Below are 20,684 nucleotides of genomic sequence, written 5' to 3' on the forward strand. Positions count from 1 at the left end.
CGAAAGAGGGAGACTCGGGTTCGATTCCCGGCCCACCTTGGTGGTGTAGCTCAGTGGCAGAGCCCCTCTTTACTTATCTCCACTGTGGATTTCCCCCAAAATATCCAGCTGTCCACCCTCGCGCACCACCGCGCGCCCGCCCGCGACAGCCACGGGCCCTTGCCCATGCCAATCGACGACCAAGGCTTCCACCGCGTCGAGCTGGTCCCCTTGCAACGGCACGCCTTCCCCCAGAAGCCATGCTGCTAATCGACGCCTCCGGACCGGCCCCGCATCCGCCTTCAACTCCGCACACGAGGTCGTCGGCGCGAGGTCGGTCAGCGACGCGATCAGGGCCTGGTCCGCCGCGATCCGGTCGGCGGTTGCCGCGAGCGCGGGGACGGCGTCACCGCCGAGAAGCTCGCTGAGCTGGGGCAACACCTGGTTGCGCATGGCCACGCGGCGGAAGGCCGGGTCGGCGTTCATCGGGTCGTGCCAGGGATCGAGGCCCAGCTCCTCGCAGGCCCCGACGGTATCCGCGCGGCGGATACCCAGAAACGGCCGGACGATGCGCCCAACGCGCGGCGCCATCCCGGACGGGTTGCCGCGCAGCGCGCCGAGTAGGAGCGTTTCCGCCTGGTCATCGACTGTGTGGCCGACCCAGACATCACTCCCGTACGCCAGCAGCGCCTCGTACCTGGCGCTGCGCGCGGCCGCCTCTAGGTTGCCCTCGCCAACCTCGACGCGGACAACTTCGGCGGCGAGGCCGAAACCCCGAGCAACGACCGCTGCCCGCCTAGCCACCTCCGCCGAACCGTCCTGGAGCCCGTGGTCCACCACCACGCAGCGCACGTCCTTCTTCTCTGCCGCTGCCGCGGCGGCCAAGGCGAGCGAGTCGGGCCCGCCGGACAGGCCGATGATGGCGGGGGCGTCGAAGGGGCGGAGTGCTCGTCGGCAGGCAAGGAAGTGCGGCGAGCGGCGCGGCCAGAATGGGTCCATCAGAACTCGCGCAGTGCAGAGGTGAACTCGTCCATGGCGCGGCGCGCGGCGAGGACGTCGGCGTCGTTGCAGATCAGCGCGAACGTGTAGACGTTGCCGTTCACACTGGTCACGGTGCCGGCCAGCGACGCGGTGCCGTCGAGTGTGCCCGTTTTCGCGCGCACCCAGCCGCGGCCAGCGAGGTCGCTGTAGCGGTCCAGGAGTGTGCCCTCGCCTGCGGCCACGGGCAGCGCGGACAGCAGGGGGCGCAGCGCGGGTTGGGCGGTGGCGTCGTACAGCAGGGCGTCCAGAAGCTTCGGTGCGATGAGGTCGTCCGCGGACAGCCCGGAGTTGTCGTGCAGGACGAGCCCGGCGGTGTTGAAGCCGCGCTCCTCCAGCACGCTCTGGGTCGCGCCCGGCGCGTCGGTGGTGCCGCGCGCCAGCGCCACCTCGCGCCCGATGGCCTCGGCGTAGACGTTGTCGGAGTTTTTCATCATCAGCTCGAGCCGCTCCACAAGCGTCGGCGACTCCACCGCGGCGACGACCTCGCCGTCGCCGTGACCTTCGCCGACGTTCTGCGCGCCGACGCGGTTCGCCAGCGCCTGCGCCACCTCGAGCGCCGGGGTGTGGGAGCGGGGCACGTCGCCGGAGGTCTCGCCGTTTAACCGCCCGCCGGACAGCATCGCGGGCTGCAGTGGTGCGACGAACCCGCCGTCGATGTCCAGCGGGTCCCAGCCCGGCATGAGCTCCGGCATGCCATCCCAGACAGAGGTGTCGATGAGCACCGTGTCGGCCTCACCCACCTGCGCCGCGAGCTCATCCAGGGCTTCACTGTTCAGCCACACGTCGCCTGCCGCCTTGATCACCACTTCCCCCGGGTTCGCGCCGCGCACCACCTCGGTGGTGATGCGGTCCTGTGCGCCCAGGCTCAGCAGCGCCGCCGACGCGGTGAGCACCTTCGTCACACTCGCCGGCTTCAGTGCCTCGTCGGAGGCGCGGTCGAACACCGTATCCCCGCTGCCTGCCTGCGTGACGTGGCCGTGGAACACGCCCAGGTCAGGGTTGTCGGCGAGTGTTGCCAGGTTCGTTCGCAGCGAAGCGTCGTCGATAGGCGAGGGCAGCGCGGGCTCCAACGCGGACGGGGCCGACTGCAGCTGGTACGGGGGCGCGTGCGTGATCTCGGAGAGCTGCTCGTGCGCCGCGATGCCGAAGCCTGCGACACCGCCGACCGCAGCGAGCGCGACGGCGCCTGCGACCCAAGTCCATACCTTCATCGGCCAAAATGGTAGCCGAAGTATGATGGCGGGCGGACATTCACCAAGCAAAGGAGAAGTAATGGCTATCGAGGTCATCATCGAGATCCCCAAGGGTTCCCGCAACAAGTACGAGGTCGACCACGAGACCGGTCGCGTCTTCCTCGACCGCTACCTGTTCACCCCGATGGCGTACCCGGCGGACTACGGCTTCATCGACAACACCCTGGCCGACGACGGCGACCCGCTCGACGCCCTTGTGATCACCCCGGAGCCCGTCTTCCCGGGTGTCACCGTGATCGCGCGCCCGATCGGCGTGTTCAAGATGACCGACGAGGCCGGCGGCGACGACAAGCTGCTCTGCGTCATCGACGACGTGCGCTACGAGTCCTACCAGGACATCTCCGACGTCTCCGACTTTGTCAAGGACGAGATCGAGCACTTCTTCGTGCACTACAAGGACCTCGAGCCGAACAAGGAAGTCTCCGGTTCCGGCTGGGGCGACAAGGCTGAGGCGGAGAAGATCCTGCAGGCCGCGCTCTACGAGTTCAAGCGCGTCGGCGACAACTCCCGCGAGGGCCTCGAGGCGGACAAGGACGCCAAGACCGTCAACTAACTTGCTTATCGACGGCTAAAGCCGGGCCCGCATTCTCGCGTCGGCCCGGCTTTTGTTTTGCGCTGCTAGAACCAGCTGCGCATGAACGCGAGACCGAGGCCGATCGCGGAGATCGCGGCCGCGGCCACCGGCAGGATGATCGCAAGCGGCGAGACACGCTTCGGCTGCTCGGGGGTGGGCTCCGGCGCGACCGTGGTTTCGATGACGGTCGTGCGTCGCTCGGTGGGCGTTTCGCTAGTCGTGGGCTGCGTCTTCGGCTCCCACGCCACCGTTGTCCGGATCGGGGTCGGTGCGACCTCGACGACCGTGGAGTTGCGTTCGCCGACCCACTCGTAGACGTTGCCGTTGTTCGGCGGGGTGGGTTCTGGGGTGGGGGTAGCGGTAGTCGTCGATAGGCGAGCTGCCCGCAAGTTGTTCGCCTGGATGAGCACCTGCGTATCCAGCGGCTGCGGTGTCTTGGCCACCTTGCCGCGGTTGGTGCCGTCCTTCATCAGCGCGCCGTCGCAGGAGTGCGCCAGGCCCATGGCGTGGCCGAGCTCGTGCGCGATGGTCATGACCAGGCTCTCGTAGTAGCCGTTGCGCAAAATGTCCGGGTTGAGCAAAAGCTCCATGTTGTTCACGTTGCCCTGCACGCGGCCGACGACGTAGCCGCCCAGGTTGGCCTCGCGCACGGTGACCACCTTGTAGCCGGGCTGGTCCACGTACTCGAAGCGCATCAGGCCGTCGGTAGCGCTGACCCACTGGTCCGTGGCCTGGGTGATGTACGGCTTGTACTTCGCCGGCGCGAAGATGCGAAGCACGCCGTTGTCGATGGCATTTTCGCTGCTGTTGAGCAGGTAGTTGCCGATGTTCGGGATCGGCTGGCCCATGTTCGCCGCTGCGGTGGCGGCGCGGCACTCACGGCCGACCGGGTCGACGGCGGCGTGGGCCGGGGTGGCAATGGTGCCTGCCGCGACGGCGGCGGCACAGCAGGATGCGAGCAGATGTCTATAATTCACCAACTTAGAGAACACCATTCTCCAAGCTGGCGCAAATCTGCACGGCTAGATCAGGCGGCGGCGGGCGAACGCGAAGAAGCCTGCGCCCAGGGCGCTTGCCAGCGCCAGCGCAAACAGCGCGCGGGCGACGGTGTTGGAGCCGGTCTCTGCCTCCAGGCCGCGGGCGGGTGCGGCGTACGGGGATGCGATCTGATTTTGCGTGGCAGCCTCGACGGCCTCGACAGCCTCGCCCGCAGCACGCGCCGCCTCAAGCCCCTGGCGACCGATCTCGCCAGCGTTGGCCTGGATCATCGCCTCGGAGTCCGCAGCCTCCTCCGGGGTGACGTCCGCGTTGACGCGGGCGACATCGGCGACGAAGGTGTGGCCGTCCTTGTTCAGGAAGAACGTCTTGCCGTCCAGCGTGAGCACCGGCGGGAACTTCACCAGGCCGTGGGCGACGGGATTGTCGTCGGCGGGGTCCACATCCTCGGCGCCGAGCGGCTCCTCCGGCGCGTTTTCCGGGGACGGTGCCGGTGCTTCGGCGGACGTTTCAGCGGGCGTTTCGGCGGTTTCCGGATCCGTCGGCACCGGCTCGCCCGTCGGCTGGTCGGCGGGCTGGTCCCGAATCACGCCGGAGCCGATCAGGCCTGCGACCGCGGCATCCGCGACCGCGACCGCGCGTTCCTGCTGGCCGCTGTCCAGCTGCGCGTACGGCTGCGCCGCCTCCTGGAGCGTGCGCACGTAGTGGGAGCCCTCCTCGTTGAGGAAGTACTGCTCGCCGCGTGCGTCGGCGGTCTCGGCCGGCAGATCCTGCGCGGTTGCGGCGACCGGCACAGCGAGCAGAGCTGCGGCGGCAGCAGTTGCGACAGCGGCGGCGCGGGTGGTGCGGTTCATGACGGACTCCTAGGAAGTTCGGGGAAGCTCGAGGGGTCAAACCTCAAGCGTTGGTTGAGAGTTTACACACTTTGCCCCCATTTTTCACTCCAGTAACAACTGTTTGCTTCCCGCTTGGGACAAACCAGACCTCAGCAAGAAACCAGACCTCAGCGGCGGGCGCGACCAGGGGTTTTAGGTACGCAAAACGCTTGAGGTCTGGTTACGCGAAAGTAACCAGACCTCAAGCGAAGAGGGTGTCGGCCTAGACCAGGAAGCGGCGGCCAGCCACGAACGCGGCTGCACCAAGCACGGAAGCGATCACCAGCGCGAACAGGGTGCGCACGAGCGTGTTGGAGCCAGTCTCAGCCTCGACGCCACGGTTCGCGGCGGCAGCGACCTGCTGCGCGGCGATCTCGTCGGCGTGCTCAGCGCGGAGCTGATCGGACTTCTCCTTCTCCTCCGGGGTCGGCTGCTGGTTCACGCGCTCTGAGGAGCCGACCAGGGTCTCGCCGTCCTGGTTGAGGAAGTAGGTCACGCCAGCGATGACGATCGGGATGCCGATCGCAGCAGCAGCGATGCCCGCGATCGCACCCGGGGACAGCTCGGCGTTGGCCTCGCCAGCTGCACCGTTGGAGCTGCCCGCGCCAGCGCCGGCGCCGCCCAGGTTTGCATCCACAGTTGCGGAGACGGTGGTGTCCGTACCCGCCGGCACCGTAAGGGTGGTCGCGGTGGAGGTGGAGGTTGCAGTAGCGGCAGCCTCGCCGGTCGCCTTCGGCGCCGGGGCCTGGGGAGTGGTGGTGGTGGACTCAGCGGCCGGCTTGGCCTTCCCCAGCACGATCGTCTCACCGGAGCCGTCCGCAAGGGTGGCGACGATGTCACCGTTGTCAGCCAGGGAAACCTCCGCGGCGTTCTCAGCGCCGGCCGGGGTGGTTGCGGCCTCCTTGTATTCGCCGTTGACCAGCTCATAGTAGGTGCCGTTCGGAGCAACAATGACGGCCGGGAAACGACCCTCGATGATCTTGGTGGCAACCTCGGTCGGGTCGATGGTGGTCTGGGCGTCGGCGGCGGGGGTCACGGAAATTGCGATCGCGCCGGCCATTGCGGCTGCGGCCAGCGTGCGGATGGTGCGCTTCATTGGGGGCTCCTATCGGGAAAGTCTAAACCTCAGGTCGAAGGTTACGCCACAACAGTAAACACGTTTCACACAAGTCTCAACTAAACCTTCAGACTTTTTGGACAACACCTGTAAAACCGCAGGTCAAACCTCGCAAAAGAGACGCAAAAATCTTGACTACCGCGGCTCGAAGGCCGTCTCAACCTCGTCATCGGTCGTCGTTCCGGCCAGCTGCCACCCCACCACGGCGTTGCGCACGCTGTCCGCCAGCAGGTTCGCCGGCTGGATGCAGGAAATGGTCAGCAGCCGCCCCGGCATCGGCCCCGTCCCCCAGATCTCCGCGTTGCCCGCCAGCGCGCCCTTGTCCGGGTCGTGCAGGTCGGTCGCGGTGTACTTCAGCCAGTCGTCGCCCGAGGTTTCCGTGCGCAGGAACAGCGTGTCGCCCGTGGCTACGGTGTGGCGTTCGGCTTTGCCGTCGTAAAGCTTGTTAAACACCGCGTCCACGCCCGCGCCGGTATGCCCCGCCACGACCACAATGTCGCCGGCGTCCGTGCCCGGCAGCTCGTACGGGTAGCTCTCCCCCGTCAGCGCGCACGCCTTATCCATGCTTTTCGGGTCGATCTTGCCGCCCACCACGCGGCAATCCGCCTGCTCGAACCCGGCGCGCAGCCCCAGCACCGGCACCACCATCTCCACCGGGCGCCCCTGCGGAATCGAGGCAGCAGCTTGCCGACGAGGCTCCGCCGACACCGACGTCTCCTGCGTTGGCTCTGCCGCTGGGGGGTCCGAAGGTTCGTCGTGAAGCAGTGCCTTGAAACCTGCGCGCACCAGAAGGAACAGAATCAGCAGTGCGACGATGCGGCGGACGTGGTACTTCACGGCAGTTATCATACGAGCCATGAAGGAAGTTTCCGTAGATAAAGTCCCCGCAGGCGCGCAGCTTATCGACGTGCGCGAGCCCGACGAGTACGCCGCCGTCCGCGCGGAGGGCGCCGTGAACATCCCACTGTCCGAGTTCGTCGCACGCACCGACGAGATCGACCCGGAGCGCGACATTTACCTGATCTGCAAGTCTGGCGGCCGCAGCGCGCAAGCCGGCGAATACTTGGAGCAGGCCCGCGGCTGGGACAACGTCATCAACGTCGCCGGCGGCACCACTGCCTGGGTGGAGCAGGGCCTGCCACACCAGAATTAGGCAGTCTTAGGCGTTCCCAATTGTTGGGCGCCTAAACATAGTTATGATGAAGGCCATGCCCACGCTCCCCGAACTGCCGTCCGCACTGGCCAAGTCCCCCCACTTCCAGGTTGAACGCGTGCGCAGGCACACCAAAGACGAGGTCGAGCGCACCCTGGCCAAGCACGACTCCACCATGCGCGAGTACTGGATCCTCATGTGCGTGGACGGGGAGCCGATGAGCCAGCGCCAGCTGTCGGAGCTGCTCACCATCGACGCGTCCGACATGGTCCGCCTCATCGACAACCTGGAGAACAACAACTGGGTCACCCGCGAGCGCGACCCGAAGGACCGACGCCGCCAGATCGTCGCCGCCACCAAGAAAGGCACCAAGGTGCTGGCGAAACTTGCCGCGGACGTGGCTGAGGCGGAGGACCGCGCGCTGGAGGCGTCTTCCAACAAGCAGCTGAAGAGCCTGCGCAAGCTCTCCCAGGCACTGGACGGCGACGACTAGAACGTGGGCGGGCGCAAATAGTTGGCGTTTCCCATAATTTGCGGTTTTTCGTTGCGCTATTAGCCTTATCCGCATGTCTCAGCCCGACAACCCCCTCCTTCGCAGCCACCTGGCCCCGCCGGAGCGGACGCTCATCGACGTCCTCACGGCCACCGCCGCCGAGCACCCCGATGCCGCCGCCATCGACGACGGCGGCGCGAACTCCGCCGACGACGGCGTGCTCACCTACGCCGAACTGGTGGAGGAAATCGAGCGCCGCGCCGCCGACATGCGCAAGATGGGCGTGCGTGATGGGGGCCGCGTGGGGGTCCGGATGACGTCGGGAAGCAGGGAGCTCTACCTTGCGATCCTGTCCACGATGCGCGCGGGCTGCGCGTACGTGCCGGTGGACGCGGACGACCCGGACGAGCGCGCGGAGACCGTCTTCGGCGAGGCGGACGTGGACGCGATCTGGACCGATGACGGGCTGCGCGTGCTCAAGCCTGCGCAGCCGACCCCGCTCGGCGAGGTCACCCCGGACCACGACTGCTGGATCATCTTCACCTCCGGCTCCACAGGAAAACCGAAGGGTGTGGCGGTGACGCACCGCTCGGCGGCCGCGTTCGTGGACGCGGAGGCGCGCTTGTTCTGCCAGGACAACCCGCTCGGCCCGGACGACCGTGTGCTGGCCGGGCTGTCCGTGGCCTTCGACGCGTCCTGCGAGGAGATGTGGCTCGCGTGGGGCCACGGCGCCTGCCTGGTGCCGGCCCCGCGCGCGCTGGTGCGCTCCGGCCAGGACTTAGGCCCGTGGCTGATCCGCCGCGACATCACCGTCGTGTCCACGGTGCCGACCCTGGCCGGCCTGTGGCCGAAGGAGGCGCTGGACAACATCCGCCTGCTCATCGTGGGCGGCGAGGCCTGCTCGCAGGAGCTGACCGACCGCCTGGCGGACGGCCGCGAGATGTGGAACACCTACGGCCCCACCGAGGCGACCGTGGTGGCTAGCGCGAAGCAGCTGTTTCCGGGTGAGGCAGTGACCATCGGTTGGCCGCTGGACGGCTGGGACCTCGCAGTCGCCGAAGACGGGGAGCTCATCATCGGCGGCGTGGGCCTGGCCCGCTACCTGGATCCGGAGAAGGACGCGGAGAAGTACGCCCCGATGGGCGACTGGGAGCGCGCGTACCGCACCGGCGACCACGTCAAGCTCACCGATAACGGCCTGGCGTTCATCGGCCGCGCCGACGACCAGGTGAAGATCGGCGGCCGCCGTATCGAGCTGGGCGAGGTGGAGGCCAACGTCGCGGCGCTCGAGGGCGTGTACAACTCGGCCGTCGCGGTGCAGACCCTGCCGTCGGGCGACAAGGTGCTGGTGGGCTACGTCTCCCCCAACGACGGCACCGAGCTGGACGTTCCGCAAATGCGCGAGCGTCTCGCCGAGGTCATGCCGGCAGCACTGGTGCCGCGCCTGCACGTGATGGACGAGCTGCCGATCCGCACCTCTGGCAAGGTGGACAAGAAGGCCCTGCCGTGGCCGCTGCCCGCCAGCGTCGACGCGGTTGGGCTGACCGAGACGGAGACGTGGGTGGCCGAGCAGTGGGTCGAGGTCCTCGGCCTGGACGTGCCGGGACGCGACGCGGACTTCTTCGAGCTCGGCGGCTCGTCGCTCGCGGCCGCCGCGCTGATCACCCGCCTGCGCGAGCGTGTACCCACCATCGCGGTGCGCGACCTCTACGACCACCCCAGGCTAGAAACGCTTGCTTCGCTTATCGACGAGCTCACGCTTTCCAACCGCACCGCCAAGCGCGAACGCGAAGTAGAGCCCGTCGGCGCCGGCACCCGCGTGGCGCAGAGTTTGGCCCTGGTGCCGGTGATGACGTTGAAGGCAGCCACGGCGGTGACCTGGGTGGCCATCGCGGCGAACCTGCTGGGCCTGACCGAGCTGAGCTGGCCCTGGCTCGCCGCCGCCTTCGTGGTGCTGTGCACCCCGTTCGGGCGCATCCCCATCGGCGCGCTGGGCACCCGACTGATCCGCGGGCGGGTGAAGCCCGGCGTGTACACACGCGGCGGCGCGCAGCACGTGCGCCTGTGGGCGGCGGAGCGGTGGCTTGCGGCCTCCGGCGCGCTGAACATCTCCAGCGCCAACGCCGCGAAAATCACCGCCCGCATGTTGGGTGCCAAGATCGGCAAGGGCGTGGACATGCACGCCTTCGCACCGGTGACGGGCCTGCTCACCATTGGTGAAGGCTCCGCCATCGAGCCGGAAGTGGACCTGTCGGGTGTGTGGCTCGACGGCGACGAATTCCACGTCGGCGAGGTGTCCATCGGCGCGGAGGCGCGCGTCGGCGCGCGCTCCACGCTCATGCCCGGCACCGAGATTCGCAACGGCGCGCACGTGGAGCCGGGCTCCACCGTCACCGGCCGCAAGCCCGTGAAGAAGCGCTCGCGCTGGGCGGGCTCGCCCGCGCGCAAGGTGGGCCGCTCCAAGCACCGCTTCCCCGACGAGCGCCCGCCGCGCCGACCACTGTGGGCGCTGGGATACGGCCTGACGTCGCTGTTCCTCGCGCTGCTGCCGGCTACTGCCGGTGTTGCCGGCGCCGCCGCGACGGTGGGGCTGGCTCGCGTGGCGCATACCTCGTCGGTGTGGGGTCTGCTCGTGTTCGCCCCGGTCGGCGGCCTGGTCTACATCGGGGCTGGTTTGCTGTTGACGTGGCTGGCCGTGAGGGTGGCGTCGATAGGCGTGAAGCCCGGCGTCTTCCCTGTGCGCAGCGTGCATGGCTGGGCGCTGTGGACTGTGACCAGGCTTATGGACGACGCCCGCACCCGCTACTTCCCCATCTACGCAGGCCTGGCCACCCCGGTGTGGCTGCGGTCGCTGGGCGCGCAGATCGGCGAGCGCGCCGAGGTGTCCACCGCCGTGATGGTGCCGAAGCTGACCGAGGTGCGCGACGGGGCATTCCTTGCCGACGACACGATGGTCGGCACCTACGAACTCGGCGACGGCTGGATCCGCACCGACCACACCGTGGTGGGCAAGCGCTCCTTCGTGGGCAACTCCGGCATGGTCGCGCCCGGCCGCAAGCTGGCGAAACAGTCGCTGGTGGCGGTGCTGTCAGCGTCGCCGAAGAAGTCGAAGGCGGGCTCGAACTGGTGGGGCTCGCCGCCGGAGCGCATGCGCCGCGTCGAGGTGGAGGCCGCCGGCGAGGCGACCTACAAGCCGTCCGCGTCGCTCATGCGCAAGCGCGGGTTTGTGGAGACGCTGCGCCTGCTCGCGCCCATGACGCAAGCCGTGCTGGCGGCGGTGTTCGCCGCTGTTGTGGTGACGCTTCTGGAGCGCTTCGGCTTCTGGACGTACCTCCTCGGCGGCCTGGTGTGGATGGCCGTGGGCGTTCTGGCCGTGCTCTCCGCCGTGGTGGCGAAGTGGGTGCTGGTCGGGCGGCACAAGGCTGGCGAGCACCCGCTGTACTCCTGGTTCGTGTGGCTCAACGAGCTGCAGGACCAGTTCGTCGAGGTCGTCGCCGCGCCGTGGTTCTTCAACTGGGCCTCCAGCGCCGGCGAGATGAACCTGGCACTGCGCGCGCTGGGCGTGCGCGTCGGCCGCGGCGCGTGGATCGAGTCCTACTGGTTCCCGGAGACGGACTTGTGCGTGGTGGGCCGCGGCGCGTCGGTCGGCCCGGGCACGGTGGTGCAGACGCACCTGTTCCAGGACCGCGTGATGTCCCTGGACACGGTCTCGATCCTGGACTCGGCGACGCTGGCCGCCCACTCGGTTTCCCTGCCAGGCTCCGTCATCGGCGCCGGCGCGACGGTGGGCCCGGGCTCGCTGGTCATGCGCGGCGACGAGGTGCCGGCAATGACCGTGTGGCAGGGCAACCCCGTGGAGCCGCAGTAGGGGTTTACGGCGCGGTTTCGTCCGCGCTCAGCTCCCGAAACTCATCGGTTTGCCGAACGGGCTTTCTGCATCGAACAACTTCTCAAGTTTCGTTGTCTCAGCTGGCTCGTCCAGAATCCGCTGTACTTGGCTAAAGTCCTCTTCGGAGAGGAAAATCTGTTTCTCTTCCATCGTTGCCTCCTGTGTATGGCTGTTTCTTCGTCAGTTCCATGGCCGGTCATGGTCCTTGGCGGTGCGGAGGTTGCCTTCCCCCAATCGAACCCAATCGGTGTCTCCAGTCGATTGTGGAGCAGAGTGCGCGAGCAAGAACTCTTCGTCTTCGGGTATATCTCGGATGTCAGAGACCACCCGTTTGAGAACCCGAACAGCGAAAGACGGGTCGTTCTCGGTCTGAATTTCGTTGCGCAACCAGTCCGCGAATTTGGGGTACGAATAGTGCCGTTCCACAACCACACCTCCTTCCACCGAGGTCAATCAACCTAATGAGCAACAGATTACTTGGTTGGGCAAGCGAAGGCCCCGCCTTGCGACGAATCGCAAAGCGGGGCCAACGATCTCAGAGCGCTTCGGTGCTATAGAGCCCTAGACCGTCTCGCGGCGGCTGAAGGCGTAGCCCGCAGCGCCCACGATCGACAGAATCAGCAGCGCGACCAGGCCAGCGGGCAGCTCTGCGACACCGGTGGAGGCGTTCATGCCGCGCTCGCCGTTCGCCGCGGCGGCGTTGCCGGCACTGTTCGCTGCGGCGCCAGCACCCGCGCCAGCGTTACCTGCGTTACCTGTGGCCGGGGCACCACCGTTGGCCTCGACCTGCTTGGCGATCTCATCGCCGTGGTCCTTCTTCACCTGGTCGGACTCGGCCTTCTCCTCTGGGGAGGCCGGCTGGTCAACGCGGTTCGGGTCCTTGACCAGGTCACCGTCCTTGTTCACGAAGTACTGCACACCGGCGATGATCAGGCCCAGGCCGGCGAGAGCACCCAGGGAGCCGAGCACGATCGCCGCGGTGTTGTCCTTGGTGGTCGGCGTGGCGGTGGCCGTGGCGGTACCGGTTGCGGTCTCCGTCGCAGTTGCCGTCGCGGTGCCGGTGGCGGTGCCCTCAGTGCCCGCGGCAGCGCCCGAGTCACCCGCCGTTGCCGTTTCCGTGGCCGTCGCGGTAGCAGTGGCGGTTTCGGTCTCAGTCGCAGCCTGCTCATTCGTGCCCAGGGAGTTCGACGAGGTCGGCTCCGAGCCCTCCGGGGCGCCCGGAAGCAGCTGGTCGTTCGGGTTTTCCGGGGCGTTGCCGGTCGCCTGCGCGGCACCGTCGCCAGTGCCGTTGCCGAAGATGCTCATATCGGCATCGTTCGGGCTGTCAGTGGCCTGCTGCACGCCGTCGTCGAGCTTCGGCGCGTTGCTCTCCTGAGCACCCGCAGTCGGGATTACGCCAGCACCAAGTGCAGCGGCGGTCGTCAGTGCGATTGCAGTCTTGTTCAAACGCATTGTCTGCTCCTTCACTTTCGGTTGTTTATCCCACCCACCTAATGCATCGGCCAGGTGGCGCGGTTACGTTACAACCGGACCCTCCACACACCCTGTCAGTTCGATACGAAATCCGCGCACAATAGGTGCCGCGAGCTATCCCCGAGGGATAGAGGGGGCAGGTTCAGCGGAGCCGTCGATAGGCCCGGCGACTCCTGCAAACTGCCAGCCCACGACCGCATTTCGTACCGACTGCTGGTAGAACGGCGGCTGGATACAACTGATTGTCAGCAACCTGCCAGGGGTGGGTCCTTCACCCCAGATGGAGGTATCGCTACTTAGTGACGCTTTCACCGGATCGTGGAAGTCCGTCGCCGTGTACTTTAGCCACGCCTCGCCGGAGGCCTCGGTGCGCAGGTACAGCACGTCGCCGGCGCGGACGGTGTGGTGGTCGGCGGAGCCGTCGTAAAGCTTGTCAAAGACTGCTTCCACCCCGGAACCTGTGTGACCCGCGATGACCACAATGTCCTCGGCCTGCGAGCCCGGCAGCGCGTACGGGCGGTCGGGTGAGGTGTACGCGCAGGCGAGGTCGAGCGTGGCCGGGTCGATGGTGCCGTCGTGCGCGCGGCAATCGTTCGGTTCGAAGTCCGCGACCAGGCCAATTGCGGGAATGTACATCTCCAGCGGGCGGCTGTCCGCGATGTACGGCGCCTCCTGCTGCGGTGCCGGGGCTTCGGCAGCGGGAGGCTCGGGCGCGGGCTCGTCGGTGGGCTGGTCGTTGCCGGTCCACCACAGGTATACGAGGGCAAGCAGCGTAACGACGACCAAAGGTCCGACCACGGACCGCCCAGAATGTGATGCCACGGCGTACTCCTTCCCAGTTCAATGACGCGATAGTAGTCCTGCTGGGCATCAAGACAATTTTCGGCGTTCTAGAGCTTCGGCGGCGGGAGCATCGGCTTCAAAGGATCAGGAACTCCGATTTCGCCTTGAGGGCGTAGTCTCCGGATTTCGGTTAATACCGCTTGCCAGTGGCGGTCAGAAAGCGGTCCCCAATTCTCCATGTGACTGAGGTAGTCGCTGGAGAGCACGAAATTGATCGCCTTGCGCTCCGACTTGGTGAGATTGCGCTTCGGCTCAGTGACTGATGCGCAAGCGAGAAGCGCTAGGGAGTCTTGCACGTGCCGCTCACGGTTGGCGTCCGGCTGGCGTAGTGCCCACCCTTTGATTGCTAGAGCGGACCAGACATTGGGGATACGGACGCTCCGGCCCTCGCCCACATCTACCTCAAGAATCTCTTTTTGCTTGCCGTCCGAATATCGCCCCAGAGCGGACTTTGACCCCGGGCACTTTACGACGCGAAACCCCAACCAGCGATCAGGCGTGAGGTTACTGTCTTTCCCCATAACATCGATGGCGAAACCGTTCTCCCGTTCGAAGCGATGGAGAGCCCCACTGCTATGCAATTGGTCGACTCTTTCGAAACCGTTCTTTTCAAGGCATGCCGCAACTCCGATTAGCGTCGAATCTCGAACAGGATCCACGACAATATCCACGTCGGATGTGGGGCGCTCGTAGGTGACCTCCCCTAAAACGCAGTGTACCTGGGTCATCGCCCCTCCGACTAACAACCAATCTTGTCCGTCGAGGATTTCAGCAGCTTCGGCCACGTGCTGGAAAATATTCGCTGCCATTGTTAAGCAGCAGTATTGGAGGCTGAAGCGAGGTGAGTCCGAATCGCGGTCTGAACGCGTGTATCTCCAAGCATGTACGCATCCGCAAAAGCCTGCATTTCGCTGGTGTCTTCCTCCCGGATGAGGAAACCGTGAGAGCTAACTTGATCGGACAATTCGGTAACTCCAGCGGAATAAAGCGCCCCGAAATCAGATACCTGGTAAAACTGCCGTCCCCCAGGCACGATTCCGAATCTCTCGATACCCAACAGCCCCGTTCCAGCTTGCACAAATCGCGCGCAGGGCACGTTGGTCATTCCGGTGAACACGAGGTCGAGGCCGGGCAGAGTCGCCGAAGCGCCGAACAAAGCCTCGAACTCGTCCGATACATAACGCGACATCGCTTGGGCTAACAGGTGGTTGACCGTCCCGTTCGCATCCAGAGCAACCAACCCTTTATCGACGATGCCTTGCAGCAACGACGCATCCACGCGATATCCAGATGCGGCTTGTTCGATGGTAAGTCTCACGGAACTCCTCCTCCCTGTAGCCCAGTTCAACTAAGTGTGAGCATATGCCGTTGATTAGGGCATTGCTACCCCGGGCAGTTCCGTCGAAACGCGCGCTGCAACCCCTCAGCGCTACCGAAGCCCCGCGATCGGGTCCGGGAGCAACCCGCGCAACTGGTCGCCAAACTGCGAGGCGATGAACGCGAAGGCCCCACCAAGCGCCGCGACGATGCCGATGACCAGGGCGGCCTTCGCTCCGGCAGAGGAGCCCTCCGCCGAATCAGAATCAGCATCAGCGTCCGGGGTGGGCTCTGCCGGGGGCTGTACCGGAGGCGTCGATAGGCGGTGCTGCTTTGAAAAGTCCTGGTACTTGAGCATCTTTGCCTCGCCGTCGGGGTTGGTCAGGCTGTGGCCGTCCTTGAAGTCCCAGGCCTCGACGCGGATGCGATCGTCGTAGACCTTCACGCGCAGGCCGGTGGCGGCCTTGTCGTCCACGATCTCCTCGTCGTGGTCGCCGTCCGGCAGGTACTCGTTGAGGATCGCGCCCGTGTTCACCACGGGGAAGCCGATGGCGCCTTGCGGGGTGCCGTCGTAACGCCTGGTGCCCCACCAGTTGTTCTGCTTCAGCGAGGAGTGCGAGTGGCTGGTGAACGCCACGATGTCGTTGTACTTGGACAGCACATCCGAGATGGCCTGCTCGTCCTCAAAATCGTTCTGGTACCAGGCGGAATGGCTCATGGACACCGTCCCAGGCAGCAGCGGGTGCGTGAACACCAGCGCGGTCACGCCCTGCTTATCCCAGTGCGCGAGGCGCTCGTCCAACCACTGCAGCTGCTCGGCGGAGATGCGCTGGAACGGCTCCTTGCCGTCGCGGTCGACGTCCGAGTAGTACTCCGTGTTGATGGAGATCAGCGGCGTGCCGTCCACCACCACCTCGTTCCACGGCTTGTCCTGCCCGGAGTATTTGAGGAAGCGCTGCATGTGCACCTCCGAGGTTTCCTTGCCGTACATCTCGTGGTTGCCGATGGTCCACAGCTCCACACCCGAATCGTGCGGGACCTCCTTGCGCGCGGCGAGGAACTTGTCCCACTGCTCCTGACTGCCGTTGTCCACCAGATCACCGTTGATCACCAGCGCGCTGGCCTTCCCCGGCATGGCGTTGAGGCGCCGCACGGCCAGCTTGAAATCCTCGGGGTCGTCCTGCGTATCGGAGATGACGTCGATGACGGTGTTCGGCTTCTCTGCGGCCTGGGTGAACGGCGCGCGCACCGCGACGTTGTCCACGGCCCACCAGTAGTCGTCATTGCCCCCGAGGTAGCTAAACGTCACCTGCATCGTCTTCGCACCTTCCGGCACGTCGAGCTCGAAGTACTCGTGGGAGGAGTAGCGGTTGCTAGTTAGCCTATCGACGACCTCCGGTTCCCCACCATCGAAACCCACCGCAACCAATGCGGTTTGCCCCTTCTTGCCCTGCCGGTAATGCTGGTCGAACTCGAGGGCGACCGTGCTCTGGCCGGCGATGTCGATCGGCTCGGTGGTCATGCGCGCGTCCATGGAGTCGCGCTCGGTAAGGCGCTGCTGCTTCGAGTCAATGATGGCGAACTGGTCGTGGCCTTGCGTGAAAAAGTGGCGCTCATCGGTGCCAGCGGCCCAGGTCCAGTGGCGCACATCCGAGATGGTCCAGCCGTTCCAGCGGGCCTCGCCCGAGGTCACACCCTCAACGTCTTGCGACCAGCCCTCAGGCAGGTCGTGCGTGAAGTGGGCGGGGTTGTCCACCCCGTCGAAGCTCTGGAAGTACAGGTACGGACGAGTGGATTCGGGGAACGCCTCCGGCTGGGCGGCGTTCGCGGGAACGGCGGTGGTGGCGGTGGCGAGGAGGGCAGCGGTGGTGGCGGCGAGTACGCGTCGGGACATCATGCGTCAAAAATTAGCGCAACCTGAGAGTTCCCGCAGCGCGAACTCGGTTCGGGCTGCTCGGAAGAGTTCTGGCACGGCTAAAGGCCCGGCCCAATCGGTGACGATTGAGACGGGCCTTTCTGGCGCGCGGTTAGAGCGTGGTCCAGCGCTTAAGCCGCAACCTTGCGCCTGCCCATCAGCGCACCCGCGGCGATGAGCGCACCACCGAGCAGGATCGGGAGCTGAACACCCACGCCACCGGTCTTCGGCAGGTTGCCCTGGCGGACGTTGGCAACCGCAATGACGGCATCTGATGAGCTCAAATTCCACTGCCCAGGTGAATCTTCAGTCGGAATCTGGCGAGCCATTATCTCTCCGCTATCAAAATCGACCTGAACTTTGGATTGACCGTTTTCCTTTACAATCCTTATCTCGAACTCAATCGGTGCAACAAGAAGGCTGTATGACCGGCCGTCTACATCTTTCGGCGCCTTCGTTTCGACCAGACGATACCGCCCTGGTGTCAGCTCTTCCGTAGAGAATTTGTTTAATTCTGGGTCAAACTGCAGAACCGTTGACTCACCGGTTTGCTCAGATACATCCGAGACTTCCTGAAGCTCAAACTCTGCGCCTTCAATCAGAGCGCCAGCAATGTCTCCGTGATCAAACGTATCCTTCGACACCTTTACGAGATGGAGCTTTACGGTTTCAGACGTATTTTCTGGAGGAGGCACGCACGCGGTAGCAGTCTTCGAGCCGACGGTTGCAGCGTTAAAGATAAATCCTGAATTTGCGCTACATTCCTCCCCCTCTGGGACGGGGGCCGGATCTTCAATAGCAATGATCATTTCCAGTTCAAATGAGTGAACACCGCTGCTAGAGCGACCAGCTTCTGTCGCTCCTCGAGGACGAATAGTGTCTTGCTCGGAAAGTACAAATGGCCCACTTCCGCTTTGATGGGTCCTTCGACTTTTAGAACCAAACTCGTCAGTTTTCACCCACGATGCCTTCAAAACCGAAACACCAGATGGGACTGCAGGAGTGTCAGTTACTCGCCGGTAGGTAGCGTCACGAGAAGTGTCTGGGTTTTGAACCTCCACCAAATATTTGATCCGGTACGTGCCTTCATCGAGCTTCTCCGCTGCTCCAATTGCCTGTTTTACAATGTCTGGTTCAACCGGCGGCCGCGGGTTGTCGATAGCTGGGGCCGACGTGCCATCTGTGTTGTACGAAACTGGCCCCCAGGAGGATCCACTAATCTTAACCGCAATCTTCCTACGGTCAGAATAGGATGCCGAAGGGTTTTCAACTTTTAGCTTCACAACTTGCGCCTCATGCTGATCAGCGCCAACTGCGCCTCCGCCTAGGCCAAAAGCCATTGACCCGTCCTTCTCCAACCACGCCTGCCCAAACACATGAAACCTATCAGGAGCAGCGCGCACGAACTGGCCTACGGTCTGCTGCGTGCCCGGTACTAGCATATTGGTTATTTCTGTCCTGACAGCCGATTCACCGTTAGTGCTGACCCGCTCGAGGAATACTCGGCCCGGATCGTTCGGGTTTGCCCAACTACTCTGCAACCCCCAGAGGTACCCCGGAGCACCTGGCAAGCTGACTAGATCCTCAGAAACGGTGCGATACGGGGTCTTTTCCGCAAATGGCTGGCTTGAAACTGCATTCTGGAGCTTCGCATTTGTGAAAGCTGTTTTCCTGTCAAGATCAACTCGGTACAGCATACCGGTGCCCCAATTCGACGAGGCAGAAACCCAATAGTTCCCATCTTCATCGAAGGACCCAGAGTTAACACCGCTACCGAGATCATTCGCGGTTGTAACGCGTTTATTTTCTGGGAGTTGTCCTTGAAACCCAGTGACTTTACCCAAGTCATAGACTTCACCAGTGTACGGATCAATCTGCAGCAAGTGACCAGCCTGGAAACAAGGATCATCTACATAACCACCGTTGAGGTGATAACGCGGCTCACTGATCGCGTAGAGATAGTTGTCGTTTTTATTGAAAGCTAGGGCGTTGTACACCCAGCCCGACTTCGGACCGACCTCATGCGTTTCCATTCGTCCGTTTTCACCATCGACCAATAGATAGAGCTGAGATGAGATTCGCGACTCCGTACTCACCGGGCTAGCAACGATATAGCGTCTAAACCCGTAATCCTCCTCGGCCTGAGTAAGTTCTCGACGACGCTTCCGCTGCACTGGGCTAGTGTCGCGGTGAACACAACGATCCCCCGGGCTAGTGGTAGGCGGCACGTCGTTTTCCTCAATTGGAGCAATTGGCAAACGCGACCCAGCTTCAGCTGGATCCGCGGCAGTGCCTTTCAGCACTAGGCGTTCTTCCCTCGTGGGATTGGACCTGTACGAGGTACGAAGTGTCGCAGTCGATCCAGCCGGCACGACAACCGAACCGACACGGGCCCCGTTCTTAGTGGGATACCACGTGATCTCCACTCGATCCGAAAACGTTTTGACTTCGTGCTCGAGTCGAACGCCTTCTGCTGCTTCGATCGGTACAGAGAGGAACACGTCTTCGAGACGAACCGAGGGACTCAACGTGACCTTCGCGCTCGAGAAGTTGGATCGCGACCCGATGATGAATGTTGTCTCGTACGGATTGGAACCAACCGTCTTCGGATCAGAGACCGGAATGCCCTCTCCGATCACAGTTACATCATGGTCTTGTGGCTCATTGTCCAAGTCCTGCCCCCACATTTGGACCTGGTATGTGCCGTTTGGCGGGCCAACGGGGTTAAGAATGACAGTGTCACCTCCCTGAACGAACAGATCCATCGTGTCGGGGATCAACTGAAACTCTGTGTCGTATGACTTCCCTTTCGCGTTGGTTCCCCAGAAGATCTTTTCCGGATCGATTGTGCGGTCGGAGACAACAGCTCCATCACGGATCACCTGAATGCGAACAGGCCCCGTAATATCCTTCGAGTTCGAGTCGTTCTTGTCTTTCTTGATGGCAAACCTGGTCATCCGCCAAGATCCGCTCTCGTTCACCTTGAACTGAAGCTGTGGATTGCTATTGACCCACTCCGCTTTCGGAGACGACAGGTTCAGCTCCTGATCTTGTTCACCCGGGACCCCTGGAATGTTGCCCGGAGCAGCAGCACGCGCCATGCCCACGCCCTCCGGATTCACGGTGGCGGCGGCCTGGTCGGTGCAGCCGTACCCGGTCTCCGAAAGTTCGCGTGCCGTCGGCACCTCGTCTGGTTCTGCAATCGCGTATTCGCCGGCCTCGGTGGTTTCGACCTCAATCTCGAGCTCCATCGGCGGGATCGTCCAGAAGGCGTCTTCGTCGATGCCGATGACGTCAAAGTCCTCGCCGTTGACGTAGCCGAAGTACTGCGGGTCCAGCTCTTCGCCGTCAGCGACAACCTTCACAATGCGGGTGATGTCACCGTCACCGGTGCGCTTCACGCCCCAGATGTACTCGTCGGAAGCCTTGCGGCCGGAGTCCCAGGGGTTGTCGTCGGTGTCGCGGATGGTGATGTGGTCGACATCGTCTTCACGCTCAACCGTCACAGAGTTCGGCTCAACCACGACCGGCTTAGGCGCCGCGGAAAATGTCTGAGACGAAGTAGGTGTCTCTGCCGCAGTCGTGGTGGAAGCTGCGGTCTCGGCCGTCGCACTCGTCGTGGTTTCGGCGCTGGTCTCCTGCGCGTCCACCGGGTACGAGCCCAGACCGGCGGCGAGTGCCACGGAGGCAACCACGGCAGCGACGCCACGGACTGAGCGACGTGCGCGCGAGCTAGCAGTTCGCGCTGCAGGCTTCAAAATGTTTC

Annotated in this window: 17 protein-coding genes; 4 read left to right on the plus strand and 13 right to left on the minus strand. The window is 64.3% G+C overall.

Annotated elements, in window-relative coordinates:
* Positions 1 to 69: 69 nt before the first annotated feature.
* Both tilS and dacB read right to left on the minus strand, forming a co-directional pair.
* Positions 70 to 978, minus strand: coding sequence for a tRNA lysidine(34) synthetase TilS (gene tilS / locus O5O53_RS10920; RefSeq protein WP_269511965.1), 909 nt, complete (start codon positions 976 to 978; stop codon positions 70 to 72).
* On the minus strand, positions 978 to 2,231 hold the full coding sequence (gene dacB, locus O5O53_RS10925; RefSeq protein WP_269511967.1) for a D-alanyl-D-alanine carboxypeptidase/D-alanyl-D-alanine endopeptidase: 1,254 nt from the start codon (positions 2,229 to 2,231) through the stop codon (positions 978 to 980). The genes tilS and dacB overlap by 1 nt, the downstream gene beginning before the upstream one ends.
* 61 nt (positions 2,232 to 2,292) lie before the next feature.
* Between dacB and O5O53_RS10930 the strand changes: the two genes are divergently transcribed.
* On the plus strand, positions 2,293 to 2,826 hold the full coding sequence (locus O5O53_RS10930; protein ID WP_269511968.1) for an inorganic diphosphatase: 534 nt from the start codon (positions 2,293 to 2,295) through the stop codon (positions 2,824 to 2,826).
* A 65-nt stretch (positions 2,827 to 2,891) separates the two neighbouring features.
* Here O5O53_RS10930 and O5O53_RS10935 read toward each other — a convergent pair whose 3' ends face one another.
* The 4 genes from O5O53_RS10935 to O5O53_RS10950 all read right to left on the minus strand — a co-directional run bounded on the left by O5O53_RS10935 (position 2,892) and on the right by O5O53_RS10950 (position 6,672).
* Complete coding sequence (locus tag O5O53_RS10935) at positions 2,892 to 3,824, minus strand: zinc metalloprotease (RefSeq protein ID WP_269511969.1); 933 nt, start codon at positions 3,822 to 3,824, stop codon at positions 2,892 to 2,894.
* 45 nt (positions 3,825 to 3,869) lie between these two features.
* Complete coding sequence (locus O5O53_RS10940) at positions 3,870 to 4,697, minus strand: hypothetical protein (RefSeq protein WP_269511970.1); 828 nt, start codon at positions 4,695 to 4,697, stop codon at positions 3,870 to 3,872.
* 244 nt (positions 4,698 to 4,941) lie between these two features.
* Positions 4,942 to 5,814, minus strand: coding sequence for a hypothetical protein (locus O5O53_RS10945; protein ID WP_269511972.1), 873 nt, complete (start codon positions 5,812 to 5,814; stop codon positions 4,942 to 4,944).
* A gap of 156 nt (positions 5,815 to 5,970) precedes the next feature.
* Entirely contained in the window at positions 5,971 to 6,672 is a 702-nt protein-coding gene (locus tag O5O53_RS10950) for a hypothetical protein (RefSeq protein ID WP_269511973.1), read from the minus strand.
* Positions 6,673 to 6,691: 19 nt separating this feature from the next.
* On the opposite strand from O5O53_RS10950, the gene O5O53_RS10955 reads away from it, so the two are divergent.
* From O5O53_RS10955 to O5O53_RS10965, 3 genes are all read left to right on the plus strand, one after another.
* Positions 6,692 to 6,988 carry a rhodanese-like domain-containing protein gene (locus O5O53_RS10955; protein ID WP_181889094.1) on the plus strand — a complete coding sequence of 99 codons (297 nt, stop codon included), beginning with the start codon at positions 6,692 to 6,694 and terminating at the stop codon, positions 6,986 to 6,988.
* Positions 6,989 to 7,043: 55 nt separating this feature from the next.
* A complete protein-coding gene (locus tag O5O53_RS10960; protein WP_269511974.1) occupies positions 7,044 to 7,481 on the plus strand; it encodes a MarR family winged helix-turn-helix transcriptional regulator in 438 nt (145 codons plus the stop codon).
* A 73-nt stretch (positions 7,482 to 7,554) separates the two neighbouring features.
* Positions 7,555 to 11,349 carry a Pls/PosA family non-ribosomal peptide synthetase gene (locus tag O5O53_RS10965; protein ID WP_269511976.1) on the plus strand — a complete coding sequence of 1,265 codons (3,795 nt, stop codon included), beginning with the start codon at positions 7,555 to 7,557 and terminating at the stop codon, positions 11,347 to 11,349.
* A 27-nt stretch (positions 11,350 to 11,376) separates the two neighbouring features.
* Here O5O53_RS10965 and O5O53_RS10970 read toward each other — a convergent pair whose 3' ends face one another.
* The 7 genes from O5O53_RS10970 to O5O53_RS11790 all read right to left on the minus strand — a co-directional run bounded on the left by O5O53_RS10970 (position 11,377) and on the right by O5O53_RS11790 (position 20,601).
* Positions 11,377 to 11,520, minus strand: a complete 144-nt coding sequence (locus O5O53_RS10970; protein ID WP_269511977.1) for a type II toxin-antitoxin system TacA family antitoxin — start codon at positions 11,518 to 11,520, stop codon at positions 11,377 to 11,379.
* Between the two features lie 411 nt (positions 11,521 to 11,931).
* Entirely contained in the window at positions 11,932 to 12,822 is an 891-nt protein-coding gene (locus tag O5O53_RS10975) for a hypothetical protein (RefSeq protein ID WP_269511978.1), read from the minus strand.
* Positions 12,823 to 12,957: 135 nt separating this feature from the next.
* On the minus strand, positions 12,958 to 13,665 hold the full coding sequence (locus O5O53_RS10980) for a hypothetical protein (RefSeq protein ID WP_269511979.1): 708 nt from the start codon (positions 13,663 to 13,665) through the stop codon (positions 12,958 to 12,960).
* 68 nt (positions 13,666 to 13,733) lie between these two features.
* Complete coding sequence (locus O5O53_RS10985; protein ID WP_269511980.1) at positions 13,734 to 14,471, minus strand: hypothetical protein; 738 nt, start codon at positions 14,469 to 14,471, stop codon at positions 13,734 to 13,736.
* A 26-nt stretch (positions 14,472 to 14,497) separates the two neighbouring features.
* A complete protein-coding gene (locus O5O53_RS10990) occupies positions 14,498 to 15,004 on the minus strand; it encodes a hypothetical protein (protein ID WP_181192845.1) in 507 nt (168 codons plus the stop codon).
* Between the two features lie 111 nt (positions 15,005 to 15,115).
* Positions 15,116 to 16,900, minus strand: a complete 1,785-nt coding sequence (locus O5O53_RS10995; RefSeq protein WP_269511981.1) for a metallophosphoesterase family protein — start codon at positions 16,898 to 16,900, stop codon at positions 15,116 to 15,118.
* 149 nt (positions 16,901 to 17,049) lie between these two features.
* Positions 17,050 to 20,601 (minus strand): DUF6923 family protein, encoded by a 3,552-nt coding sequence (locus tag O5O53_RS11790; protein WP_269511982.1) that lies wholly within the window; start codon positions 20,599 to 20,601, stop codon positions 17,050 to 17,052.
* Positions 20,602 to 20,684: the final 83 nt, after the last annotated feature.

The sequence above is a fragment of the Corynebacterium faecium genome (assembly GCF_027257105.1).
GTDB classification, from domain to species: domain Bacteria; phylum Actinomycetota; class Actinomycetes; order Mycobacteriales; family Mycobacteriaceae; genus Corynebacterium; species Corynebacterium lehmanniae.

What these genes read in the sequence shown, in the direction of transcription:
- O5O53_RS10975 (WP_269511978.1), bottom strand. Translation starts at nt 12,822, where the DNA reads ATGCGTTTGAACAAGACTGCAATCGCACTGACGACCGCCGCTGCACTT.
- O5O53_RS10945 (WP_269511972.1), bottom strand. Translation starts at nt 5,814, where the DNA reads ATGAAGCGCACCATCCGCACGCTGGCCGCAGCCGCAATGGCCGGCGCG.
- O5O53_RS10930 (WP_269511968.1), top strand. Translation starts at nt 2,293, where the DNA reads ATGGCTATCGAGGTCATCATCGAGATCCCCAAGGGTTCCCGCAACAAG.
- tilS (WP_269511965.1), bottom strand. Translation starts at nt 978, where the DNA reads ATGGACCCATTCTGGCCGCGCCGCTCGCCGCACTTCCTTGCCTGCCGA.
- O5O53_RS10965 (WP_269511976.1), top strand. Translation starts at nt 7,555, where the DNA reads ATGTCTCAGCCCGACAACCCCCTCCTTCGCAGCCACCTGGCCCCGCCG.
- O5O53_RS10970 (WP_269511977.1), bottom strand. Translation starts at nt 11,520, where the DNA reads ATGGAAGAGAAACAGATTTTCCTCTCCGAAGAGGACTTTAGCCAAGTA.
- O5O53_RS10995 (WP_269511981.1), bottom strand. Translation starts at nt 16,900, where the DNA reads ATGATGTCCCGACGCGTACTCGCCGCCACCACCGCTGCCCTCCTCGCC.
- O5O53_RS10940 (WP_269511970.1), bottom strand. Translation starts at nt 4,697, where the DNA reads ATGAACCGCACCACCCGCGCCGCCGCTGTCGCAACTGCTGCCGCCGCA.
- O5O53_RS10960 (WP_269511974.1), top strand. Translation starts at nt 7,044, where the DNA reads ATGCCCACGCTCCCCGAACTGCCGTCCGCACTGGCCAAGTCCCCCCAC.
- dacB (WP_269511967.1), bottom strand. Translation starts at nt 2,231, where the DNA reads ATGAAGGTATGGACTTGGGTCGCAGGCGCCGTCGCGCTCGCTGCGGTC.
- O5O53_RS10955 (WP_181889094.1), top strand. Translation starts at nt 6,692, where the DNA reads ATGAAGGAAGTTTCCGTAGATAAAGTCCCCGCAGGCGCGCAGCTTATC.